At 72.2% G+C, this 20,426-nt stretch carries 21 protein-coding genes; 10 read left to right on the top strand and 11 right to left on the bottom strand.

The window, feature by feature from the left end; genetic code table 11:
* Positions 1-2: 2 nt before the first annotated feature.
* The 5 genes from V5P93_RS07810 to V5P93_RS07790 form a co-directional block, all read right to left on the bottom strand.
* Positions 3-494, bottom strand: a complete 492-nt coding sequence (locus V5P93_RS07810; RefSeq protein WP_104478689.1) for a hypothetical protein — start codon at positions 492-494, stop codon at positions 3-5.
* The gene (locus tag V5P93_RS07805) at positions 491-901 is read right to left on the bottom strand and encodes a VOC family protein (protein WP_104478688.1); all 411 of its coding nucleotides are present in this window, start codon (positions 899-901) and stop codon (positions 491-493) included. Before V5P93_RS07805 ends, V5P93_RS07810 begins: the two co-directional genes overlap by 4 nt.
* 61 nt (positions 902-962) lie before the next feature.
* The gene (locus tag V5P93_RS07800) at positions 963-2,351 is read right to left on the bottom strand and encodes an NAD(P)(+) transhydrogenase (Re/Si-specific) subunit beta (protein ID WP_104478687.1); all 1,389 of its coding nucleotides are present in this window, start codon (positions 2,349-2,351) and stop codon (positions 963-965) included.
* Positions 2,348-2,647 (bottom strand): NAD(P) transhydrogenase subunit alpha, encoded by a 300-nt coding sequence (locus V5P93_RS07795; protein ID WP_104478686.1) that lies wholly within the window; start codon positions 2,645-2,647, stop codon positions 2,348-2,350. Before V5P93_RS07795 ends, V5P93_RS07800 begins: the two co-directional genes overlap by 4 nt.
* Positions 2,648-3,733, bottom strand: a complete 1,086-nt coding sequence (locus V5P93_RS07790) for a Re/Si-specific NAD(P)(+) transhydrogenase subunit alpha (RefSeq protein WP_104478685.1) — start codon at positions 3,731-3,733, stop codon at positions 2,648-2,650.
* Between the two features lie 214 nt (positions 3,734-3,947).
* On the opposite strand from V5P93_RS07790, the gene V5P93_RS07785 reads away from it, so the two are divergent.
* The 3 genes from V5P93_RS07785 (at position 3,948) to V5P93_RS07775 (ending at position 6,994) form a co-directional block, all read left to right on the top strand.
* Complete coding sequence (locus tag V5P93_RS07785) at positions 3,948-5,573, top strand: FAD-binding dehydrogenase (protein ID WP_219823942.1); 1,626 nt, start codon at positions 3,948-3,950, stop codon at positions 5,571-5,573.
* A gap of 110 nt (positions 5,574-5,683) precedes the next feature.
* Positions 5,684-5,911 (top strand): hypothetical protein, encoded by a 228-nt coding sequence (locus V5P93_RS07780; protein WP_104478683.1) that lies wholly within the window; start codon positions 5,684-5,686, stop codon positions 5,909-5,911.
* 276 nt (positions 5,912-6,187) lie between these two features.
* Entirely contained in the window at positions 6,188-6,994 is an 807-nt protein-coding gene (locus tag V5P93_RS07775; protein WP_146107986.1) for a hypothetical protein, read from the top strand.
* 1,320 nt (positions 6,995-8,314) lie between these two features.
* Here V5P93_RS07775 and V5P93_RS07770 read toward each other — a convergent pair.
* On the bottom strand, positions 8,315-9,364 hold the full coding sequence (locus V5P93_RS07770) for an FAD-binding oxidoreductase (RefSeq protein WP_104478682.1): 1,050 nt from the start codon (positions 9,362-9,364) through the stop codon (positions 8,315-8,317).
* 38 nt (positions 9,365-9,402) lie between these two features.
* On the bottom strand, positions 9,403-9,966 hold the full coding sequence (locus V5P93_RS07765) for a TIGR03086 family metal-binding protein (protein ID WP_104478681.1): 564 nt from the start codon (positions 9,964-9,966) through the stop codon (positions 9,403-9,405).
* A gap of 64 nt (positions 9,967-10,030) precedes the next feature.
* Between V5P93_RS07765 and V5P93_RS07760 the strand changes: the two genes are divergently transcribed.
* Positions 10,031-10,795, top strand: a complete 765-nt coding sequence (locus V5P93_RS07760; protein ID WP_245931204.1) for an AraC family transcriptional regulator — start codon at positions 10,031-10,033, stop codon at positions 10,793-10,795.
* A gap of 9 nt (positions 10,796-10,804) precedes the next feature.
* A complete protein-coding gene (locus V5P93_RS07755; RefSeq protein ID WP_104478680.1) occupies positions 10,805-11,218 on the top strand; it encodes a GNAT family N-acetyltransferase in 414 nt (137 codons plus the stop codon).
* Positions 11,219-11,606: 388 nt separating this feature from the next.
* Here V5P93_RS07755 and V5P93_RS07750 read toward each other — a convergent pair whose 3' ends face one another.
* Together V5P93_RS07750 and V5P93_RS07745 are read right to left on the bottom strand one after the other, a co-directional pair.
* Positions 11,607-12,269, bottom strand: a complete 663-nt coding sequence (locus V5P93_RS07750) for a response regulator transcription factor (protein ID WP_104478679.1) — start codon at positions 12,267-12,269, stop codon at positions 11,607-11,609.
* Positions 12,270-13,475 carry a sensor histidine kinase gene (locus V5P93_RS07745; protein WP_104478776.1) on the bottom strand — a complete coding sequence of 402 codons (1,206 nt, stop codon included), beginning with the start codon at positions 13,473-13,475 and terminating at the stop codon, positions 12,270-12,272.
* Positions 13,476-13,575: 100 nt separating this feature from the next.
* On the opposite strand from V5P93_RS07745, the gene V5P93_RS07740 reads away from it, so the two are divergent.
* Complete coding sequence (locus V5P93_RS07740) at positions 13,576-14,340, top strand: SGNH/GDSL hydrolase family protein (protein ID WP_104478678.1); 765 nt, start codon at positions 13,576-13,578, stop codon at positions 14,338-14,340.
* Positions 14,341-14,759: 419 nt separating this feature from the next.
* On the opposite strand, the gene V5P93_RS07735 is transcribed toward V5P93_RS07740, so the two are convergent.
* Positions 14,760-15,821: an FAD-dependent oxidoreductase gene (locus tag V5P93_RS07735; RefSeq protein WP_104478677.1), complete on the bottom strand. Its 1,062-nt coding sequence runs from the start codon at positions 15,819-15,821 to the stop codon at positions 14,760-14,762.
* Between the two features lie 62 nt (positions 15,822-15,883).
* On the opposite strand from V5P93_RS07735, the gene V5P93_RS07730 reads away from it, so the two are divergent.
* Positions 15,884-16,945: an oxidoreductase gene (locus V5P93_RS07730; RefSeq protein WP_104478676.1), complete on the top strand. Its 1,062-nt coding sequence runs from the start codon at positions 15,884-15,886 to the stop codon at positions 16,943-16,945.
* A gap of 73 nt (positions 16,946-17,018) precedes the next feature.
* Here the strand turns inward: V5P93_RS07730 and V5P93_RS07725 are convergent, their stop codons facing one another.
* A complete protein-coding gene (locus V5P93_RS07725; RefSeq protein ID WP_104478675.1) occupies positions 17,019-17,978 on the bottom strand; it encodes a hypothetical protein in 960 nt (319 codons plus the stop codon).
* 473 nt (positions 17,979-18,451) lie between these two features.
* Here V5P93_RS07725 and V5P93_RS07720 point away from each other — a divergent pair, with 473 nt between their 5' ends.
* From V5P93_RS07720 to V5P93_RS07710, 3 genes are all read left to right on the top strand, one after another.
* The gene (locus tag V5P93_RS07720; RefSeq protein WP_245931203.1) at positions 18,452-19,147 is read left to right on the top strand and encodes a copper homeostasis protein CutC; all 696 of its coding nucleotides are present in this window, start codon (positions 18,452-18,454) and stop codon (positions 19,145-19,147) included.
* Between the two features lie 214 nt (positions 19,148-19,361).
* Complete coding sequence (locus V5P93_RS07715; RefSeq protein ID WP_104478674.1) at positions 19,362-19,760, top strand: OsmC family protein; 399 nt, start codon at positions 19,362-19,364, stop codon at positions 19,758-19,760.
* A gap of 11 nt (positions 19,761-19,771) precedes the next feature.
* Positions 19,772-20,272 carry an NUDIX domain-containing protein gene (locus V5P93_RS07710; protein WP_104478673.1) on the top strand — a complete coding sequence of 167 codons (501 nt, stop codon included), beginning with the start codon at positions 19,772-19,774 and terminating at the stop codon, positions 20,270-20,272.
* Positions 20,273-20,426 lie beyond the last annotated feature (154 nt).

The following is a 20,426-nucleotide window of genomic DNA, read 5'->3' as shown; positions in this document are numbered from 1 at the left end:
GCTCAGTCGGTGATCATCCCGGCGGTCGCCCCGGTAATCGATCCGGTGGCCTCTCCGGCGGCAAGGGCGACGGGTTCGATGGCCCGCAGGAACTGTTCGATCCGCTGTTCCCGCCGCGTTCCCGGCCGGTAGTGGGCCCGGTCCAACGGGATCGTGCGGCCACCGACGGTCAGTGCCGGGTAGCGGTAGACGGCCCGGCCCAACGGCGCCCGCGCGTCCCGCCGCTGGACCCCGGTGACCTCGGCGACCGCCACCGTGCGCAGCCCGCGCACGGTGCGGACGCCGACCCGGCCGTCGCGCACGAAGCAGTACGGGAACAGCGCCTGGTAGCCCGTGGCCACGGCGGTGACACCCGCCGCCAGCAGCAGCGCGGTCTTGTCGAGCCCGGAGCCCGGCGACCACAACGCCACCCCGAGTCCCGCGCCGAGCGCGCAGGCGACCGCCGTCCACAGCAGTCCCACCCGCTCGACGGGGTGCCGGTAGAGGGGTCTCACGCGCGAGCGGTGATCTGCTGGACCGTCCAGCTGTTGCCGTCCGGGTCGGCGAAGAAGAGGAACCCGGCGTTGTTGAGGTCGTCCTCCTCGGTGGCGGCCCGGAACCCCTGCGGCGAGGCGAACTGGACCTCGCTGACCTGCACGCCCCGCGCGGACAGCTCCGCGTGCGCGGCCCACAGGTCGTTGACGACGAGCTGCACGCCGCCGAGCTCACCCGGCGCGACCTTCTCCAGCTTCGGGCCGAGCACGATCGAGCAGCCCGACCCGGGCGGGGTGAGCTGCACGAACCGGTTGTCCCCGAACGAGGTGTCGTGGTCGAGGACGAAACCGACCTTCTCGGCGTAGAACTCCTTGGCGACGTCCACGTCGCTGACCGGCACCACGACGACTTCCAGGGTCCACTGCATTGCTGGTCCTCCCACCGCTCGACCGGATGGGGGAAAGCATGGCAGAGACCGCCGACGCGGGTCAGAGGGCTTTGAGTTCCTCGGTGACCTCGGCGACGGAGGACTTGGCGTCGCCGAAGAGCATGCTGGTCTTGGCGTCGAAGTACAGCGCGTTGTCGACCCCGGCGAACCCGGGCGCCATGCCGCGCTTGAGCACGATCACCGACCGGCTCTCGTCGACGTTGAGGATCGGCATGCCGTAGATCGGCGAGGACGGGTCGGTGCGCGCCGCCGGGTTGGTGACGTCGTTGGCGCCGATGACCACGGCCACGTCGGTGCGGCTGAACTCGCGGTTGATGTCCTCCATCTCCTTGAGCCGCTCGTAGGGCACGTCCGCCTCGGCCAGCAGCACGTTCATGTGGCCGGGCATCCGGCCCGCGACCGGGTGGATGGCGTAGTAGACCTCGACGCCGCGCGCCTCCAGCATGTCCGCCAGCTCCCGCACCGCGTGCTGGGCTTGGGCCACCGCCATGCCGTAGCCGGGGACGATGATGACCTGGTTGGCGTAGGCCATCTGCACGGCCGCGTCCGAGGCGCTGGTGCGCCGGACCGTCTGGTCCCCGCTCGCCGCGGGTCCCGCGCCGCCCCCGCCGCCGAAGCCGCCCGCGACGATCGCCGGGATGGAGCGGTTCATCGCCTTGGCCATCAGGTTGGTCAGGATGGTGCCGGACGCGCCGACGATCATGCCCGCGACGATCAGCGCGGTGTTGTCCAGGGCCAGGCCCATGGCCGCGGCGCTGAGCCCGGTGAGCGCGTTGAGCAGGGAGATCACCACGGGCATGTCCGCGCCACCGATGGGCAGCACGACCATCACGCCGAGCGCGGCGGCGGAGAGCAGCAGGCCCAGGATCAGCACCTCGGCGTCACCACCGCCGATGATCACCCCCGCGCACGCGGCGGACACGAGCAGCAGCACCAGGTTCAGCGGCTGCTGGAGCTTCCCGATGCCGACCGGGCGGCCGGTGATGACCTCCTGGAGCTTGCCGTAGGCGACCAGCGAGCCCCAGAACGACACCGAGCCGACGACCGCCGAGAACAGGCTGGCCACGGCGACGTGCCCGGGGGCGTGCGCGAACCCGGCGCTCTCCCGGAACTCGACCCAGGCGATCAGCGCGACCGCCCCGCCGCCGACGCCGTTGAACAGCGCCACCATCTGCGGCATGGCGGTCATCTTGACCTGCCGGGCCGACGGCACGCCGACCGCGGTGCCGATCGCCACGCCGAGCAGGATCAGCCACCAGTTGCCCAGGCCGGGGGTCAGCAGCGTGGCGACCACCGCGACCCCCATGCCCGCCGCCGCGATCCAGTTGCCGCGCACGGCCGTGCGCGGGCCGGTCAGGCCCATCAGGCCGTAGATGAACAGGGCGAAAGCGACGATGTAGAGGAGCTGGATCCCGGTCTCGCGGCTCACTTCGCGCTCCCGTCCCGCTTGGGCCCGTTCTTGAACATGCCCAGCATCCGGTCGGTGACCAGGAACCCGCCGATGACGTTGATCGTGCCGAAGGCGATGGCGATGACCAGCAGGACCTTGTCCAGCACGCCCTCGGCGCCCAGGCCCGCGACGATGAGTCCGCCGAGCAGCACGATGCCGTGGATGGCGTTGGTGCCCGACATCAGCGGTGTGTGCAAGGTGTTGGGCACCTTGGAGATCACCGCGAAGCCGACGAAGCCCGCGAGCACGAGCACGGCCAGGTTCTCGACCAGCATCTACGCCTCCTTCGTGACGCAGGCACCGGCGACGACCTCGTCGGTGAAGTCGACCGACAGCGCGCCGTCGGCGTCGACTAGCAGCTCCAGCAGCGCCTGCACGTTGCGCGCGTACAGCTCGCTGGCGTGCTCGGGCATGGTGGCGGGCAGGTTCAGCGGGGACGCGACGGTGACCGAGTGCGCGACGACGATCTCGCCGGGCTCGGTCAGCTCGCAGTTGCCGCCGGACTCACCCGCCAGGTCGACCACCACGCTGCCCGCCCGCATGCCCTCGACGGCCTCGGCGGTGACCAGGGTCGGCGCGGTGCGGCCGGGGACCTGCGCGGTGGTGATCACCGCGTCGAACCCGGTGATGGCCTTGCCGAGCTGGCGCTGCTGCTCCTCGCGCTCGGCGTCGGTGAGCGCGCGGGCGTAGCCGCCGCTGCCCGCCGCCTCGATGCCCAGGTCCAGCCACTGCGCGCCGACCGAGCGGACCTGGTCGGCGACCTCGGGCCGCACGTCGTAGCCGGTGGTGTGCGCGCCGAGCCTGCGCGCGGTGGCCAGCGCCTGCAGCCCGGCCACGCCGACGCCGAGCACGAGCACCTTGGCGGGCGGCACGGTGCCCGCGGCGGTGGTCAGCATCGGGAAGAACCGGGTGAGGTGCTCGGCGGCGAGCATGGCCGCGCGGTAGCCCGCGACGTTGGCCTGCGAGGACAGGGCGTCCATCGATTGCGCGCGGGAGATGCGCGGGATGGACTCCATGGCGAACGCGGTGACTCCCCGCTCGCGCAACGCTTTCGCCTTGCCGGGGTCGGTCAGCGGGGCGAGGAAGCCGATGAGGACGGACCCGGCGCGCAGCGCGCCGACCTCGGTTTCGTTCGGTGGGGCCACTTTGACCACGACGTCGGCGGCCCAGGGGTCGCCGAGCGTGGCTCCGGAGTGGACGTAGGCGTCGTCGGGGATGAGCGCCGCGAGCCCGGCACCGGGCTCGACGACCACGGAGAGGTTGCGGGCGCGCAGCCGCTCGACCACTTTCGGCACGAGCGCGACCCGCCGCTCGCCCGCGGCCGATTCCTTGGGGACGCCCACGACTGTGTTGGCGGTCACAGTACAGTTGTACCATTTGGGTCCGCGGTGCGCGCACGATCACAGTTGCCAATACTCTCCGCGATGCGGCGAACGCGCTCCGTGTCTTCGGTGTGCCCGCGACCCGGATCGAAGATCGCCCGGACCGGGTGCCCGACCGGCGGTACCCTGGCCGGAAGTCATGGTTCACCCGGGAAACCGCCTGGTGGACCCGGCGGAGGTGAGGGGTGGGCGCGTGACCGCTGACGTGATCGTGGTGGGTGCCGGGCTGGCCGGACTGGTCGCCGCGGCCGAACTCGCCGACCGGGGCAAGCGGGTCGTCGTCGTGGACCAGGAGCCCGAGGCGTCGCTGGGCGGGCAGGCGTTCTGGTCGCTCGGCGGGCTGTTCCTGGTCGACTCCCCCGAGCAGCGCAGGCTGCGGGTGCGCGACTCGCTGGAGCTGGCCTGGGCCGACTGGCAGCAGTTCGCCGGGTTCGACCGCGAGGAGGACCACTGGCCCCGGCGGTGGGCGCGCGCGTACGTGGAGTTCGCGGCGGGCGAGAAGCGGTCGTGGCTGCACGCGCAGGGGGTGCGCTTCTTCCCCGTCGTCGGGTGGGCGGAGCGCGCGGGCAACTCGGTGCCGCGCTTCCACATCACCTGGGGGACCGGGCCGGGCGTGCTGGAGCCGTTCGCGCGGCGGGTGCGCGACGCGGTCGACAAAGGCTTGGTGGAGCTGCGTTTCCGGCACCGCGTGGACGAGCTGGTGACGACCGGCGGCGCGGTCACCGGGGTGCGCGGCAGCGTGCTGGAGGCCAGCGACGTCGAGCGCGGGGTGAGCAGTTCCCGTGTCGTAGTAGGGGAATTCGAGCTCTCCGCGCAGGCGGTGCTGGTGTCGTCGGGCGGGATCGGCGGCGACCACGAGTTGGTTCGGGCGAACTGGCCGTCGCGGCTGGGCACCCCACCCGCGAAGATGCTGACCGGCGTACCCGCGCACGTGGACGGGCGGATGCTGGCGATCAGCGAGGCCGCGGGCGCGAACCTGATCAACCGCGACCGGATGTGGCACTACGTCGAGGGCATCACCGACTGGCACCCGATCTGGCCCAACCACGGCATCCGGATCCTGCCCGGCCCGTCGTCGCTGTGGCTCGACGCGCGCGGGCGGCGGCTGCCGGACCCGCTGTACCCGGGCTTCGACACCTTGACCACGCTCGCGCACCTGCGCGAGACCGGGTACGACCACTCGTGGTTCATCCTCACCGCGAAGATCATCGAGCGGGAGTTCGCGCTGTCCGGGTCCGAGCAGAACCCGGACTTCACCGGCAAGGACATCCGGCTCACGCTGAAGCGGGCGCTGCCGGGGGCGACGGGTCCGGTGAAGGCGTTCATGGAGCACGGCGAGGACTTCGTCATCTCGACAGACCTGGACGAGTTGGTGGCCGGGATGAACCGGGCGACCGGCGAGGACCTGCTGTCCGCCGCGGACATCCGGCGCGAGGTCGTGGCGCGCGACCAGCAGGTGGACAACTCGTACGGCAAGGACTTGCAGCTCACGGCGGTGCGCGGGGCGCGCAAGTACCTGGGCGACCGGGTGGTCCGGGTGGCCGCGCCGCACCGGCTGCTGGATCCCAAGGCGGGGCCGCTGATCGCGGTGCGGCTCAACGTCCTGAGCCGCAAGACGTTGGGCGGACTGGAAACCGACCTGTCCGGGCGGGTGCTGCGCGCGGGCGGCGAGGTGGTGCCGGGCCTGTACGCGGCGGGCGAGGCGGCGGGCTTCGGCGGCGGCGGTGTGCACGGATACCGTTCCCTGGAAGGGACTTTCCTCGGCGGCTGCATCTTCTCCGGGCGCCAGGCCGGACGCGCCATCGGCACGGTCGTCTGACACATTCAGGTGGATCACTCCACTGTGGATCGCACGGCGCGGTGCGGTCTGCCAGGCTGCCTGGCGCCTGAAACACGTCAGGCACCCTGGTAGTGAGGATCGGATTCCCCATGCGCACCAACCTTTCCCGCGTCGGCGCCGCGTTCGGCATCGCCGCGGCCGCGTTCGGCTTCAGTGCGATCAACGCCACGGCCGCCTCCGCCGAGGGCGTCGGCTCCACCGCGGACACCCCGGCGCTGCTCCCGGCGATCACCGTCAACGTGATCAACGTCCAGGAGGGCGACGTCGACGTCGCCAGCCCGCTGCTCGACCTCGTCGGCACCGAGCCGACCCCGTGATCGGCGGCCGGTGCCGGGCAGGTTCGACGGCCCGGCACCGGCCGTGATCACGCGGGCCACGGTCGAGCGTCACCCGAAGGTGGGCGGGGCGGGTCGGCGATTCCTCCCACCGGAACCGAAACCCGACCCACTAACGAGAAGACCCCCAGCGCCAGGGCCATCCGAGGGATTTCGACGATCACGAACGTGACCACTCTCTTGTGGACTCGCCACCAACTGATCGTTCTGCAAGCCTTTCACTGTCCAACCCGGCCAGTTCGCTAGGAGCTTCCCGCAATGCGCAAAGCCCTTCTCCGTCTCGGTTTCATGGCCACCGCGACCGCCGTCGCGCTCGGCTTCTCCGCCCAGACCGCCTCCGCCGAGACGTCGACCGCCGCGGACGTGCACCCGGTGGTGGTCATCAACATCCTGCAGGACGCGGGCATCAACGTGGCAGGCCTCGACGAGGACCTGATCGACGACCTCGCGGACGCCGACAACCCGGCCGAGCTGGAAGCCGTCGTCGACCTCGCGGGCGACCTCGCCGAGGACCTGGACATCCCGATCGACCACGCGCTGTGGATCATCCTCGACGACTGGTGCGACGACGGCCTGCTGAACGACCTGCTGGACCTCGACCTGGACGACGCCCTCGACAACGTCGACGACGCCCTGGACGACCTGCTCGGTGACGACGTCCTCGACCTGGGTGGCCACCACGGCCTGCTCGGCCTGGGCGGCCACGACGGTCTGCTCGGCCTCGGCGGCCACGGCGGTCTGCTCGACGGTGACCTGCTGAACCTCAACGCCGACGTCGACCTCGACATCGACCTGCGCGGTCACCACGCGACCACCACCAACAGCGCCGCCACCACCCCCGCGGCCACTGACACCACCGCCACCAGCACCACCCCCGCGGCCACCAACACCAGCACCACCCCGGCCGCCACCAACACCGAGACCACCGTCGCGGACGCCGCCGACACCTCGGCCGCCACGGACCTGAACACCGTCACCAGCCCGGTGACCGACCTGGTCAACGACACCGTGTCCACCCTGACCGGCAACGACACCACCGCGGACAACAACGGCACCCGCCGCTGACCCAAGTCCACCGAAAGGGCCGCCGACTCGAGTCGGCGGCCCTTTCGCTTTGCCCAGAAACAGAAACACGCCCACCGCAACGACCCACAGCAGCACCACCCGGGTCCGCTCGTGCCTGCCGACGCTGTCCAGGTAGCTCTGCAACGACTGGGCGAGGCGCCAGCACTGCTGGTGGAAGCCCCGGTCCACCGCGTACCCGACCGCGGCGACCAGGGTCTCCCGCTCCCGCCCTAACCCCACCGCCCATACCGAGCGCCAGCCAGTCCGTCACCCCACCCCCGCCCACCTGTCTCGTGTCCTCGGCTCTCAGCTCCTGCCCGCAGCCCTTCGTTTCCGCACCTCTTCCGGCCCACCCGGCGATCCCCGCCCCCATGGGGCCGTCCCTCTCCGCGGGCAGTTCCTCTGCGGTCCTCCACCCTGTCGGCAGCCCTCCCCGCTGCCGCACGGAGACAACCCCTTCTCACCTCTCCACCTGCGGGCGCCCATGCCGACCCTCGAAGCGCTCCCCCCTGCACACCGGATCCGCCGCCCGCAGCTGTGGCGTCACCGACCGCTTCCTTGCCCTGGTGAAGCGCCTCTCCTGCCGCAACCACCCACCGGGTGCCCCGGGGTGCTTTCCCTCTCCCCGCAGGCAGTCTGACTGCCTTCCCCCTCACCCACTGGCGCCGCCCGCTCTCCGTCCCGCCGTCAAACTGCCCAAGGCCCCTGCTCTCCGCCCTTGCGCGGCCCACCCGCGCCTTCCCTGGTGAGCCCTTTTCACTTGCCCCCGGCCACTACCCATTCGCCGCCACCCTGCTGAGGCCCGCTTCCCTCCGGCAAGGAGCCTGGCAGTGCCCTTTCCCTGTTCCCCTCGCTCTGCCGCAGCCCGGCCACCCCTGGCCGCAGCCTGGCCGCTCCCTCTCGCGCGCCCCGCAGGCAACCGGTCCGCAGCCCTGCCTGGAGGGGCCCCGGCGCTAGCGCCCTGGGCACACCACCTTCTCCACTTGCCAGCACCCCGCTGAGGCCGCTTACTTTCCCGCCCACCGCCGGGCCGCACCCCTCCGCTCGTCAGCCACCACTTCCGGTCTCCCGATGACCCCCTCGGCGCTTACCCCCTTGGCGCAGCCCTTCGCCGCTTGCCCCCTCTCCTCCTGGCCGCCCCCCTACCCCATCCCACCGGCGCCCCTCGCTCGTTAACCCACCAGCAATCAGTCCGCAGCCCCTCCCCCTTGCAGGGCCCCTTCGCCGCTTGCCAGGACCCCGTCGGGGCGCTTTTGCTTTCTCGCCCACAGCCGGGCCGCGCGCCTCCCGGCCGCCCATCCGCAGGTCCTCCGCTTCCCCTCACCCCCGCACGAACCGCCCAGGTGACACGGCCTCCGCCGGGACGTCGGTCGGCTCGCCGAGGATCTGGCGGGCGGCGAGGATCGCCAGGGCCGGGGCCATCTGGATGCCGTAGCCGCCCTGGCCCGCGAAGTAGGCGAACCCGGGGTGCCCGGGCACCTCCCCCACCACCGGCTCGCGGTCCGCCGCGAAGGTGCGCAGGCCCGCCCACGCCGTGCGCACCGTGCGGAGCTCCAGCGTGGTGTAGTGGTTGACCCGTTCCAACGCCAGGGCGATGTCCAGCTCGTCGGGTTTGGCGTCACCGGGCTCGGCAGGGGTCTCGTCGGCCGGGGAGACGAGCATGGCGTCACCCTCCGGGCGGCAGTAGAACGTGTCGGCGACATCGCCCACCAGCGGCCACCGGGGATCGACCGGGCGCCCCTTGGCGATCGCGATGGTCCGGCGCATCGGGCGCAGGCCCACCTCCGGCACCCCGGCGAGCCGCGCGACGCGGTCCGCCCACGCGCCCGCCGCGTTGACCACGTAGCCCGCGCGCACCTCGTCGGTCCCCAGGCCGATCCGCCAACCGCCGCCGTCGCGCCGGATCGCGGTCACCGGCGCGCCGACCCGGATCGCACCGCGTTCCCGCAGCCGTCGCACGTAGCGCTGGTGCAGGGCCATGACGTCGATGTCCATGGTGCCCGCGTCCAGGGCCACCCCGGCGAGGCGGTCGGGGCGCAGCACCGGGCTCAGCTCCAGCGCCTCGGCGACGGTGATCTCCACGGCCTCGCCCGTCGCCACGACCTCGTCGAGGCCACCGCCGCCGGTGTCGAGCCAGAGCAGGGATCGCGCCCGCAGCACGTCGCCGAACAGTGGTCTGCTGGCCAACGTCAGGTTGTGCACGACCGGACCGCCGAAGCTGGGCAGGTACACCGCGGCCGACCGGCCGGTGGTGTGCCGGGCCAGCTCGGACTCCCCCTCCACCAGCAGAACCGACCGCTCACCAGCCAGTTCCGCCGCCACCGACACCCCGGCGATCCCGCCGCCGACCACGACCACGTCACAGTCCATGGCTGGAGCGTGCCACCACCTCGGCCCGGCCGAAACGGCTAGCGCGGGTCGCGGCCGCTGATCGCGAGGGCGCGGTGCAGGACCGGCGCGTCCTCCGGGACCGCCACCTCGGCGCCGAACACGCCCCACTCGCGGCCCTGTTCGGCCATGGCGGCGGTGCTCGCGCGGGCGAGTTCGGCGACGTCGTCGTCGACGGTGAACTCGTGGCCGGTGGCGGTGGCGAGGTCCCAGCCGTGCAGGACGAGCTCGGCCAGGAGCATGTCGTGGAAGAAGCGGGCCGGGCGCGGGTCGCCCATCATCGCGGTCTCGCCGTCGAGGCCGCCGGGGGCGTCCCAGGCGCGGGCGGCGGCGCGGGCGCCGTCGATGAACCCGTCGGGCCAGGTGGCGGAGCGGTCGACCGCCTCGTCCTCGCTGCCGTCCCCGGGTGCCGGGAGGCGGTTGGCGGTGCGCACCGCGACGACGCCACTCCACAGCGTGAGGTGGTTGATCAGGTCCTTGACTGTCCACTCGGGACACGGTGTCGAGCGGTCGAACTGTTCCGGGGTCACGGTGCGTGCCAGGGCCACCACGCTCTCGGTGGCGCGGCTCATGGGGCTGTCCATGACGGGCGAACGTACCGACCTCCCGACCCCGCGTATTGAACAAACGCGTCGGTTACCGTGGGGCGTGCCCAGGGGTGTGCTGCACGAGCGGGAGGGGCGGACGAAGTTCCGCCTGCGCACCGCCGCGCCGTCGGCCGCGCTGGCCGGGTTCGTGGAGTACCACTGGATCGTCTCCTGGGACCTCGACGAGCCCTTCGCGCAGCGGGTCGTGCCGCACCCCAACGTGCACCTCGTGTTCGAGCCCGACGGCGCGCTGGTGCACGGCGTCCACCTCGGCCTGTTCGAGCGGCGGCTGGTGGGCCGGGAACGGGCGATCGGCGTGCGGTTCCACCCGGGCGGGTTCCGGCCGTGGCTGGGCGGCCGGGTCGCCGACCTGACCGACCGCACGCTGGCGGCCGGTGAGCTGTTCGGGTTCGAAGGCGCGGAGAAAGCCGTCCTGGACGCCGCCGACGACGCGGGCTTGGTCGCCGAGGTCGAGGCCCTGCTGCTGCCGCGGCTGCCCGCCCCCGACCCGGCGGTCGAGCGGGTGCGGGAGCTGGTCGGCCGCATCCAGTCCGACCTGTCCCTGACCCGGGTCGACCACCTGGCCCGCACCTCGGGCCTGACGGTGCGCGCCCTGCAACGGCTGTTCAACGACTACGTCGGCGTGGGCCCGAAGTGGGTCATCCGCCGCCACCGCCTGCACGAGGCCGCCGCCCGCGCCGACGCGGGCGGCCCGGTCGACTGGGCGGCCCTCGCCGCCGAACTCGGCTACAGCGACCAGGCCCACTTCACCCGTGAGTTCACCGCCACGATCGGCACCTCCCCCGCCCGCTACGCCGCCGGATAGGTTGGTCCCATGACCACCTACGACCTCGACGACGACCCCGACCGGATCGATGTGGACGCGGTCTGGGCCTACCTGTCCACCGAGGCGTACTGGGGCCGCACCCGAACCCGCGCGGACCTGGAGGCCCAACTGGCCTCCGCGTGGCGGGTGGTGGGCGCGTACAACCGGGAAACCGGCGCCCAGGTCGGCTTCGCCCGAGCCGTTTCGGACGGCGTCGCCCTGGCCTACCTGGCCGACGTCTTCGTCCTGTCCGCGGACCGCGGCAACGGCCTGGGCAAAGCCCTGGTCCGCACCATGATCGACGAGGGCCCGGGCAGCGGGTTCCGCTGGATGCTGCACACCAGCGACGCCCACACCCTCTACCACCAGTTCGGCTTCACGACCCCGGACTCCACCGTCCTGGTCCGCACCCCGAACCGCTGACCCACCTGGTCGCCGCGAGGTGGGTCTCGGACAACGGCCGGGTATCCGGGCGGCTCATGTGACCAGACCAGGCACTCGCCGACCGGGTCGCGATGTTGTTGGCGAACAAACGAAGACCGCACCGGAGTTCCTCCGGAAATCGTCGACCTGGGATCAGGGCGGCGAGATGACCGACCACGCCACGTTCACCACAGCGACCGGCATGCCCGTCTGTTTCTGCGACCTGCACTCTCCCCGGCAACGCGGGACCAACGGGACCACCACCCTACTTTCAAGGCTATTCACGGCCGCGTGGAGACGAAAGCGAGCGGCGCGTGTCTGTGGACAGCCCATCGGATGTGGACAACGGGCCAACAACCCGAAGCGGCAGAACGCAACCCGACGCGGGTCAGCGGGTGGCCAGGCCCGCGTCGTAGGCGAGGAGGCCGGCTTGGGTGCGGTTGGCGCAGTCGAGTTTGACGAGCATGCGGGAGACGTAGCTCTTGACCGTGGCCTCGCTCAGCGAGAGGCGGGTGGCGATCTGGGCGTTGGACAGGCCCTCCCCCAGGGCGGACAGCACCTCGGTCTCCCGTTCGGTCAGCTCCCGCACCCGCCGCAGGGCGCGTTCGCGGGCTGCCTGTTCCCCGGCCTGCGCCGCCACCAGCCGGCGGGTCGCGGCGGGTGACAGCACGGTGTGGCCGTCGGCGGCCACCCGCACCAGGCCGATCAGGTCCTCCGGCGGTGTCGTTTTCACCAGGAAACCGGCCGCCCCCGCCCGCAACGCCCGGATCACGTACTGGTCCGCGTCGAACGTCGTCAACGCCACCACCGCGGGCGGGGCAGGCAGCCGCGTGATGCGCTCGATCGCGGTAAGCCCGTCCACACCGGGCATCCGCAGGTCCATCAACACCACGTGCGGTCTGTGCCGCATGACCGCCTCAACCGCCGCCGCCCCGTCCTGCGCCAGGTCCACCACGTCGATGTCCACAGCGGAACTCAAAATCGTGCGCAGGTGCGCGCACACCATCGGCTCGTCATCCACAACCACGACCCGGATAACCCGCTCCGCCATCTACGCGCCCCCGGACGCGGGGACGTACGCGGGCAGCACAGCGTCCACTTCGAACCCACCACCCGGCCGCGGCCCCGCGTGCAGGGTCCCCCCGACCAGCTCGACCCGCTGTCGCAGCCCCGCCAACCCCGCCCCGGACCCCGTGCTCGACAGACCACTGTCGACAGTCCCCGTCGCGGACGAGTTGCGGATCGTCAGCCGGACGCGGTCGCCGCCGTACCGCACGTGCACCCGCGTCGGCGCCCCCGGCGCGTGCTTGCGGATGTTGGTCAACGACTCCTGCACCACCCGGTACGCCGTGCGCCCGACCGCCGTCGACGTCAGCGCCGGGTTCCCCTCCTGCACCAGCTCCACCGGCACCCCCACCGACTCCGACTCGGCCACCAGCGTCGTCAGGTCGGGCACCTCGGCGGGTTCGTCGGACGCTTCCCGGGGCTGCCGCTCCCCCGAGTCGTTGCGCAGCACCCCCACCAGCTCGCGCAGCTCGTTCAGCGCCTCGCACCCCGCCGACCGCAGCCCCTCCGCCGCGGTGCGCGTGTGGTCGTCCGGTCCGGTCATGGCGAGGGCACCGGCGTGCAGCACCATCAGGCTCACCCGGTGCGTGACGACGTCGTGCATCTCCTCCGCCAGCCGCACACGCTCGTCCGCCCTGGCCTGCTCGGCCAGCAGGTGCTGCTCGCGCTCGGCCCGCTCCGCGCGGTCGGTCAACGCCTGCACCATCCGCCGGTGGGCGCGGACGTACAGCCCGATCAGCGCGGGCAGGACCAGCAGCAGCACGGTGCCCAGCACCAGCTCGACCGACGTGTGCCACGGCCGCAGCACCAGCACCAGCAGCACCGACACCAGCGCGGGCCCCAGCAGCGCGCCCGCGTAGACGACCACGGTGTAGGCGTAGATCGGCGCGGTGATCGGTATCCACGGGTCGGTGGCGGAGAAGTGCGGCTGCCACATGCCGGTCGCGAAGTAGCTGAGCAGCAGGTACAGCACCGTGGTGCCGATGGTGACCGCCATCAGCACCACCGGGTACCACTTGCGCACCACCAGCCCGGCCACCATCAGCAGCGTCAGCAGGCCGTCGACGTAGCGGATCGGACCCGCGGGCGCGTCGTCCCAGATCACGGCCAACACCCACGCCGGGACGACGAAGGCGATCGGTAACAGGTAGAGGACGGCTTCCCGCCAGGTCCGCCACAGTGGATCCCGCACGACCAGCACGCTACCGACCCGCGGCGGCCGGACCCGCACATCGGCACCTTTCGGGTGGCCCAGGCCGCAACTAAAGTTGCCGGCTAGGATCGGCCACGAGATGAGCCACTACAGCAGCCTGGTCGCGGTCGGCGACTCGTTCACCGAGGGCATGTCGGACTACCGGCCCGACGGCACCTGCCGCGGCTGGGCCGACCTGGTCGCCGCCCGGCTCGCCGCCGACACACCGGGTTTCCGGTACGCCAACCTCGCGGTGCGGGGCAAGCTGGTCCGCCAGATCGTCGACGAGCAGGTCGACCCGGCCGCCGCCATGCGCCCCGACCTGGTGACGTTCGCGGGCGGCCTGAACGACGTAATGCGCCCCGGCTGCGACTTGAACGCCGTGACGGCCCGGGTCTCCTACGCGGTCCGCACCCTGGCCGCGTCGGCGAAGCAGGTGGTGCTGTTCCGCGTCGCCGACCCTTCGCGGCGGATGCGCGGGAGTACCCGGATCATGCCGCGGATCAACCACCTGCTGGCCGTAGTGGACCGACTGGCCGAAGAGCACGACGCGGTGGTCGTCGACCTGTTCTCGTCGCCGGTGTTCGACTCGCCCGCGCTGTGGGCGGAGGACCGCATCCACCTCAACACCGAAGGCCACCGCCGAGTCGCCGAAGCCACCCTGCGCGCACTGCGCGTGGCGCCGTCTTTCGAGTGGGACGCCGCACTGCCCCACCAGCCGCAGGACTGGCGAGACCGCGCGAAGGCCGACCTGCAGTGGGCACGCACACACGCGGGCCCGTGGATCGCCCGCCGCCTCACCGGCCGCTCCTCCGGCGACGGCCGCCAGCCCAAGCGCCCCGAACTGGACCCCTTCACCGGCTGAGCCAGGAACACCGTCTCTACGCGTACGGCGGGCCCATTCTCGCTTGGGTAAGGCAATCCCGGCCACGAACCGCACTCGAAGCACACAACGACACCTGCTGATCACGCGCTCCGACCAACGCACAACCACGTCCCCGAAGCCCACCAGCAGCCCAAGTTCGTCCGGGCATCCTCACCGACACCACCAGGTCGCGGGCATTCGCAGCGCCGTGAACCTGTGCCGCCACGAATCCAACCTATGCCCCACATCGACGGGTTCCAGCCACAAACCACATATTGATCAAGCGACACCCACACCCCGCACAGCCCCCGCCCTCCTCTGGGGGGACAGCCCTGCTCCAGTCTATCGGGGCCGGGGTCGCGCGGAAGAGGTCGCGAACTCCTGTGGATGACCCCGGCGGATGGGGACAACCGGCCGTTTCAAGATCCAACGTGGGCGGGCGTGGGGTGCAGGAGGGTGCGTAGTTCCGTCGCGGCCGCGCGGCCTGCTCGGGTGGCGCCGATCGTGCTGGCGGACGGGCCGTAGCCGACGAGGTGGACGCGGGGGTCGGCGACGACTCGGGTGCCGTCCATGACGATGCCGCCGCCGTGGGTGCGCAGCGCCAAGGGGGCCAGGTGGTCCAGGGCGTGGCGGAAGCCGGTGGCCCACAGGATCGTGTCCGCCTCGACCACCCGGCCGTCGGCCCACGCCACCCCTCCGGGCACCAGTCGCTCGAACATCGGGTGGCGGGTGAGGGTGCCTTGGCGTTGGGCGGCCAGGACCTCCGGGGTCAGGCCAAGGCCGGTGACGCTCACGACGCTGGCGGGTACCTTCCCCGCCCGCACCGCCTCGTCGACCCTGGCCACGGCCGCGCGACCGTGCTCCGACGTGAACGGTCCCTCGTGCCACACCGGTGGGCGCCGGGTCACCCAGGTCGTCTCGGCGGCGACCTCCGCGATCTCGATCAGCGCCTGCACGGCGGATGTCCCGCCGCCGACCACGACCACGCGCTTGCCCTCGAACTCCTCCGGGCCGCGGTAGCCGGCGGTGTGCAGCTGCCTGCCGTCGAACCGGCCGGGGTAGTGCGGCCAGAACGGCTTGTCCCAGGTGCCGGTGGCGTTAACCACGGCTCGGGTGGTCCAGACCGCGCCATCGGCTTCCACTACGAGGTCCGCACCAGCCTCCCGTACGGCACGAACCGCGACGGGTCGTAGTACCGGGATGTCGAACTCGCGCTCGTAGTCGGCGAAGTAGTCCGCCACCACCTCCGACGCGGGCCTGGTCGGGTCGGCGCTCGGCAGCGCGAGACCGGGCAGGTCGTGAATACCGTGCACCCGCCCCAGGCGCAGCGACGGCCAGCGGTGCCGCCACGCACCGCCGGGGCCGGGGTTGGCGTCGAGCACGACGAACTCCAACCCGGCCCGCCGCAGGAAGTACGCCGCGGACAACCCCGCCTGCCCGGCACCGATCACGACCACGTCCACACCCGGTGCAACACCCATCGCCCGGATGGGCTTCCGTCGGCTGGGTCACACCGCGGTCATCAGGCACTAGTGTCCGGATCATGAAGCGATCCCTGATCATCGCCGCGCTCGTCGTGGTGGGCTCGGCCGCCTTACCCGGCGCCGCGTCCGCCACCGGGCACCCGCCGACCGTGAGCTGGCGGCTGTCCACCACCGGCACCGAGGCCCAGTTCCGCGGCCTGTCCGCCGTCAGCGACCGGGTGGCGTGGGCCAGCGGGACGGGCGGCACCGTGCTGCGCACCACCAACGGCGGGCGCGAGTGGCAGCGGTCGACGCCGCCCGGGACCGAGAAGCTGGAGCTGCGCGACGTCGAGGCGTTCGACTCGCGCACCGCCGTGGTGCTGAGCATCGGCCCCGGCGACCAGTCGCGCATCTTCCGCACCGGTGATGGCGGAACCACCTGGACCGAGGCGTTCCGCAACGCGGAGCCGACGGCGTTCTACGACTGCCTGGCCTTCTTCGACCGCGACCACGGCCTCGCGCTCAGCGACCCGGTCGACGGCAAGTTCCGCATCCTGTCCACTTCGGACGGCGGCCGGTCGTGGCGGCCGAACCCGTCCGACCGGGTTCCCGCCGCGCTCGAGGGCGAGTTCGCCTTCGCCGCCAGCGGGCAGTGCGTGACCACGTCCGGCCCGCGCGACGCGTGGATCGCGACCGGCGGCGGCGCGAAGGCGCGGGTGTTCCACTCGTCCGACCGCGGCCGGAGCTGGACCGTCAGCGACACCGTGCTGGCCAGCGGCGCCAGCGCGGGCGTGTTCGCCACCGCGTTCCGCGACCGCCGCACGGGCATCGCCGTCGGCGGCGACTACGGCAAACCCGACACCGCCGTCGACGCCCTCGCCACCACCCGCGACGGCGGGAAGACGTGGCAGAAGCCGAGCACCGCCCCGACCGGCTACCGCTCCGGGGTCACCTGGCACCCGTTCCTGCCGGGCGCCGCCATCGCCGTCGGCCCGTCGGGCAGCGACTACACCCTCGACAGCGGCAGGCACTGGCGCCAGTTCGACACGGGCAGCTTCGACACGGTCGACTGCGCCGCCGACGGCGCCTGCTGGGCCTCCGGCACCAAGGGCCGGATCGCGAAACTCCACTTGGGACACTGACGAGCGCCGGGTGGGGTCGACCGGCCCCACCCGGCCAGCCCATCGGGTGGGGTATTCGGTCCATAGCGGACGGTCAGGTGAACTGGCCGGGGAGCGGGCCGCGGTCGAAGCGGCCCTTGTTGAGCAATTCCACGAAATGCTTGTCGAGGTAGCAGTCCTGGTGGGTGCCGTCCAGCAGCCCGATGGCCTCGGCCTCCGCTTCCCCGATGAGCACCGGGAGTTGGTCCCGGCCGACGCGGGCGCCCCACTCCCCGTGGCGCTGGCCCGAGGGCAGCCGGGCCGGGACGTAGTCGGCCACGGGGTCGGGGAACAGCGCGAGCAGTGACTCCTCGTGCGCGACCGTCGGCCAGCGCCCCTCGGCGATGGCGTCGTGGATCACCCGGACGGGGACGCGGCGAGGACGCTGAGTGGTGGGGTCGCCGAGTTCCGGGGTCGGATGGGCGCCCGCTAGCAGGCCGAGGACCACATCCCCGAGCCCCGTGGCCAGGACTACGGCCAGGTGGTGACCCGCTTCACCCGGGATCGCCAGCACGTCACCCGGACGAGGGCGGGGGACGCGGACCGGCAGGTCGACCGACAGCGCGGCCACGTCCTTGGCCTCGACGTCGGCGAACGCCACCTCCCCGGCCTGGAGCGCGTTGAGCAGGCCTTTCGCCACGATGTCGACGGGGAGCACGCCGTCGCTGTGCGGGTGCAGGCCGCGGATCATGGCGGTCAGCCACTCGGTCGTCTCGGCGAACGCGACGTCACCCAGTTCGGCGACGCGGCCCCGCACGCGCTCGGCGCACCGGTAGCCGTAGTCGACACCGCCAACCAGGGTCGCGCGCAGCGGCACCGGGGTCGGCAGGAACTCCAACTCCTCGATGCCCGGCATCGACCAGGCGACGATGTCCAGGTACTCGCCCAGGCGGGGCGGCTCGCCGATCTCGTGGACGAAGGCGCGCATCGGCTCGACCAGCCACTCGAGCGCGGTGTCGCGTTCCTCGACCGGCGCCCACGCGGCGGCGATCCGGTCCATCTCGTCCGGTGTCACGCGCCCTTCGTACTCCCCGGACGCGGGAATAGCGGACCAATGTCACCAGACCGGGTGACACCCGTGCCGCCCCTTTCGCGGTCAAGCACGAACTGCTATGTACACCACACGCTCCGTGAGCGACCGGTCGGCCCGCGCCGTCCGAGCCGGGATAAACACCACTCGACCGTGGACCGTCCGGCCCATGTGGATAACACCCGAAAAGCAGCGCTGTTCAGTTCACGAACGCTAACAGATATGTGGTCTGGACCACTATTCGAGATCATTCGTGGTACACCATTCCTTGCCCATGCCGATGGGCTGGAACCGGTGTCGCACAGGAGGATCGTGGGCGCTATGGCTATGTATTATGTGGTCTGGACCACCTTTCCCGGTAGGGGGTCGTGGTCCGGGTGCGCGGAAAGCCAACCACGTGGTGGGATTTTTCGACCCTGGGCGTCGCGGCGACCGGTGGGGGCCGGATGATGGGCGCCGTGACCGTTTCGCCGCCGCAGAGCGGTTTGCTGGAGATCATCGCCCTGACCGTCGCCGACGCGGTGGCCGCGCAGGACGGCGGCGCCGACCGGATCGAGGTCGTCGCCGAGATGGACCGGGACGGGCTGACCCCGAGGCCGGAGCTGGTGGCCGAGATGCGGGCCGCCGTGGACATCCCGCTGCGCATCATGGTGCGCGGCACGGACGGCTTCACCGCCGACGCCGACGAGCTGGCCAGGCTGCTGGCCGTGGTCGCCGAGCTGCGCGCGGCGGGCGCCGAGGAGTTCGTCCTCGGCTTCCTCACCGAGGACGGGCACGTGGACCTGGAGGCGACCCGGGTCGTGGTCGAGTCACTGGACGGCTGCCCGTGGACCTTCCACCGCGCGGTCGACCACGCCGCCGACACCGAGCGCGCCTGGGCCGACCTGCGCGGCCTCCCCGGCCTGGACACCGTGCTCACCGCCGGTTCCGCGCGCGGGCTGGAGGACGGCCTCCCCCGCCTCGCCGCCCGCGACGACTGGCGCGAGTGCGGCGTGCGGCTGCTGGCCGGTGGCGGGCTCAAGCACGCGCACGTGCCGGGCCTGCGCTCGATCGGCGTCACCGCGATCCACGCGGGCGGCCTGGTCCGGGACAGCTGGGACAGCCCGGTCGACTCGACCCGGGTCCGCGCCCTGCGCGAGCTGCTCGACGCCTGACCCGACGCGGCGCACCTCCGAGCCGGGGCTCCACCTGGCCAGGTCCAGGCGCGAGGGGTCCCCGCCCAGGGGGAACCCCTGATGCCAAGCCCAAGCGCGGCGGCAGGCGGGTGGCCGGGGTCGGCTCGGGGCTGTGGATAACCTCGGCGCATGTGGAGGGAGCCCCGATCTCCCCCACCGGCGCGCCGCGACCGGCGGCGGAGAGGGGTTCGACATGACCACCGTTCGCACGCGGCGCACCGGTGCGCACGTGTTCACCGCCACCAACGACCGGGGTGCGAGCGTCGAGGTGGGGCGGGCCGGGCAGGACGGGGTGTTCAGCCCGGTCGAGTTGCTGCTGGCCGCCGCCGCGACCTGCGTCGGGGTGACCGCCGAGCAGCTGGTGCTGCGGCGCACGGGCGGTGGCCTGGCCGTGGACGCCACCGACGTGCGCCCCGACGGCGCCCACCAGCTCGACGGCGTGCGCCTCGACGTCGAACTGGACGCGTCCGGGTTGGACGACGCCGCGCGGGCGGAGCTGCTCGACGTCGTCACCCGGGCGGTGGAGGCGCTGTGCACGGTCACCCGCACCCTCAAGCAGCCCACAACGGTGGAGACAGTCCACAACTGGTAGATCATCACCGCATGACGAAGAACTCCCACTGCGCGTACTGCGGCACCGCGTACCCCACCGACCTGCCGTGGCCGCGCCGGTGCGCCGGGTGCGGGCAGACCTCCTACCTCAACCCCGTGCCGGTCGCCGTCCTGCTGCTGCCGGTCGACGACGGGCTGCTGGTCGTCCGCCGCGACGTCGAGCCCCGGCGCGGTGCGCTCGCCCTGCCCGGCGGCTTCATCGATCTGGGTGAGTCCTGGCAGGCCGCGGCCGCGCGGGAGCTGCGCGAGGAGGCGGGCATCGAGGTCGACCCGGCCGCCGTCCGGCTGTTCGACGCGTTGAGCGCCCCAGACGGCACGCTGCTCGTGTTCGGCTTGGCCCCCGCGGTGGCCGGGTCGGCGCTGCCGCCGTCCACCCCGACCGACGAGACCACCGGCTGGGAGCTGGTGCGCGAACCGACCACCCTGGCGTTTCCGCTGCACACGACGGTGGTGGCCACCTACTTCGACCAGGTGTCGACCAAAGTGGACTGACCGCCCCGGCGGGCTCCCCCGAAGGTCGGACGCGGACCTCATCCCCCGGCGTGATGACCGCCGGGGGCCGGGTGCCTAGCGTTGTCGTCAGGTCGATTGGGGGATCGGTCAGCGGGGGAACTGGGGGTGATGGCCCCCGCCGGGTCGGGACGTC

It is taken from the genome of Actinokineospora auranticolor, assembly GCF_041897805.1.
In the GTDB taxonomy this organism is placed as follows: Bacteria; Actinomycetota; Actinomycetes; order Mycobacteriales; family Pseudonocardiaceae; genus Actinokineospora; species Actinokineospora auranticolor.
The sequence above is the reverse complement of the archived record's forward strand: the minus strand, read 5'-3'. Positions and strand labels throughout refer to the sequence as shown.

Coding starts and splice junctions, on each gene's coding strand:
- V5P93_RS07805 (WP_104478688.1), bottom strand. CDS start 901: ATGCAGTGGACCCTGGAAGTCGTCGTGGTGCCGGTCAGCGACGTGGAC.
- V5P93_RS07795 (WP_104478686.1), bottom strand. CDS start 2,647: ATGCTGGTCGAGAACCTGGCCGTGCTCGTGCTCGCGGGCTTCGTCGGC.
- V5P93_RS07780 (WP_104478683.1), top strand. CDS start 5,684: ATGCGCACCAACCTTTCCCGCGTCGGCGCCGCGTTCGGCATCGCCGCG.
- V5P93_RS07775 (WP_146107986.1), top strand. CDS start 6,188: ATGCGCAAAGCCCTTCTCCGTCTCGGTTTCATGGCCACCGCGACCGCC.
- V5P93_RS07770 (WP_104478682.1), bottom strand. CDS start 9,364: ATGGACTGTGACGTGGTCGTGGTCGGCGGCGGGATCGCCGGGGTGTCG.
- V5P93_RS07765 (WP_104478681.1), bottom strand. CDS start 9,966: ATGGACAGCCCCATGAGCCGCGCCACCGAGAGCGTGGTGGCCCTGGCA.
- V5P93_RS07755 (WP_104478680.1), top strand. CDS start 10,805: ATGACCACCTACGACCTCGACGACGACCCCGACCGGATCGATGTGGAC.
- V5P93_RS07750 (WP_104478679.1), bottom strand. CDS start 12,269: ATGGCGGAGCGGGTTATCCGGGTCGTGGTTGTGGATGACGAGCCGATG.
- V5P93_RS07740 (WP_104478678.1), top strand. CDS start 13,576: ATGAGCCACTACAGCAGCCTGGTCGCGGTCGGCGACTCGTTCACCGAG.
- V5P93_RS07735 (WP_104478677.1), bottom strand. CDS start 15,821: ATGGGTGTTGCACCGGGTGTGGACGTGGTCGTGATCGGTGCCGGGCAG.
- V5P93_RS07730 (WP_104478676.1), top strand. CDS start 15,884: ATGAAGCGATCCCTGATCATCGCCGCGCTCGTCGTGGTGGGCTCGGCC.
- V5P93_RS07715 (WP_104478674.1), top strand. CDS start 19,362: ATGACCACCGTTCGCACGCGGCGCACCGGTGCGCACGTGTTCACCGCC.
- V5P93_RS07710 (WP_104478673.1), top strand. CDS start 19,772: ATGACGAAGAACTCCCACTGCGCGTACTGCGGCACCGCGTACCCCACC.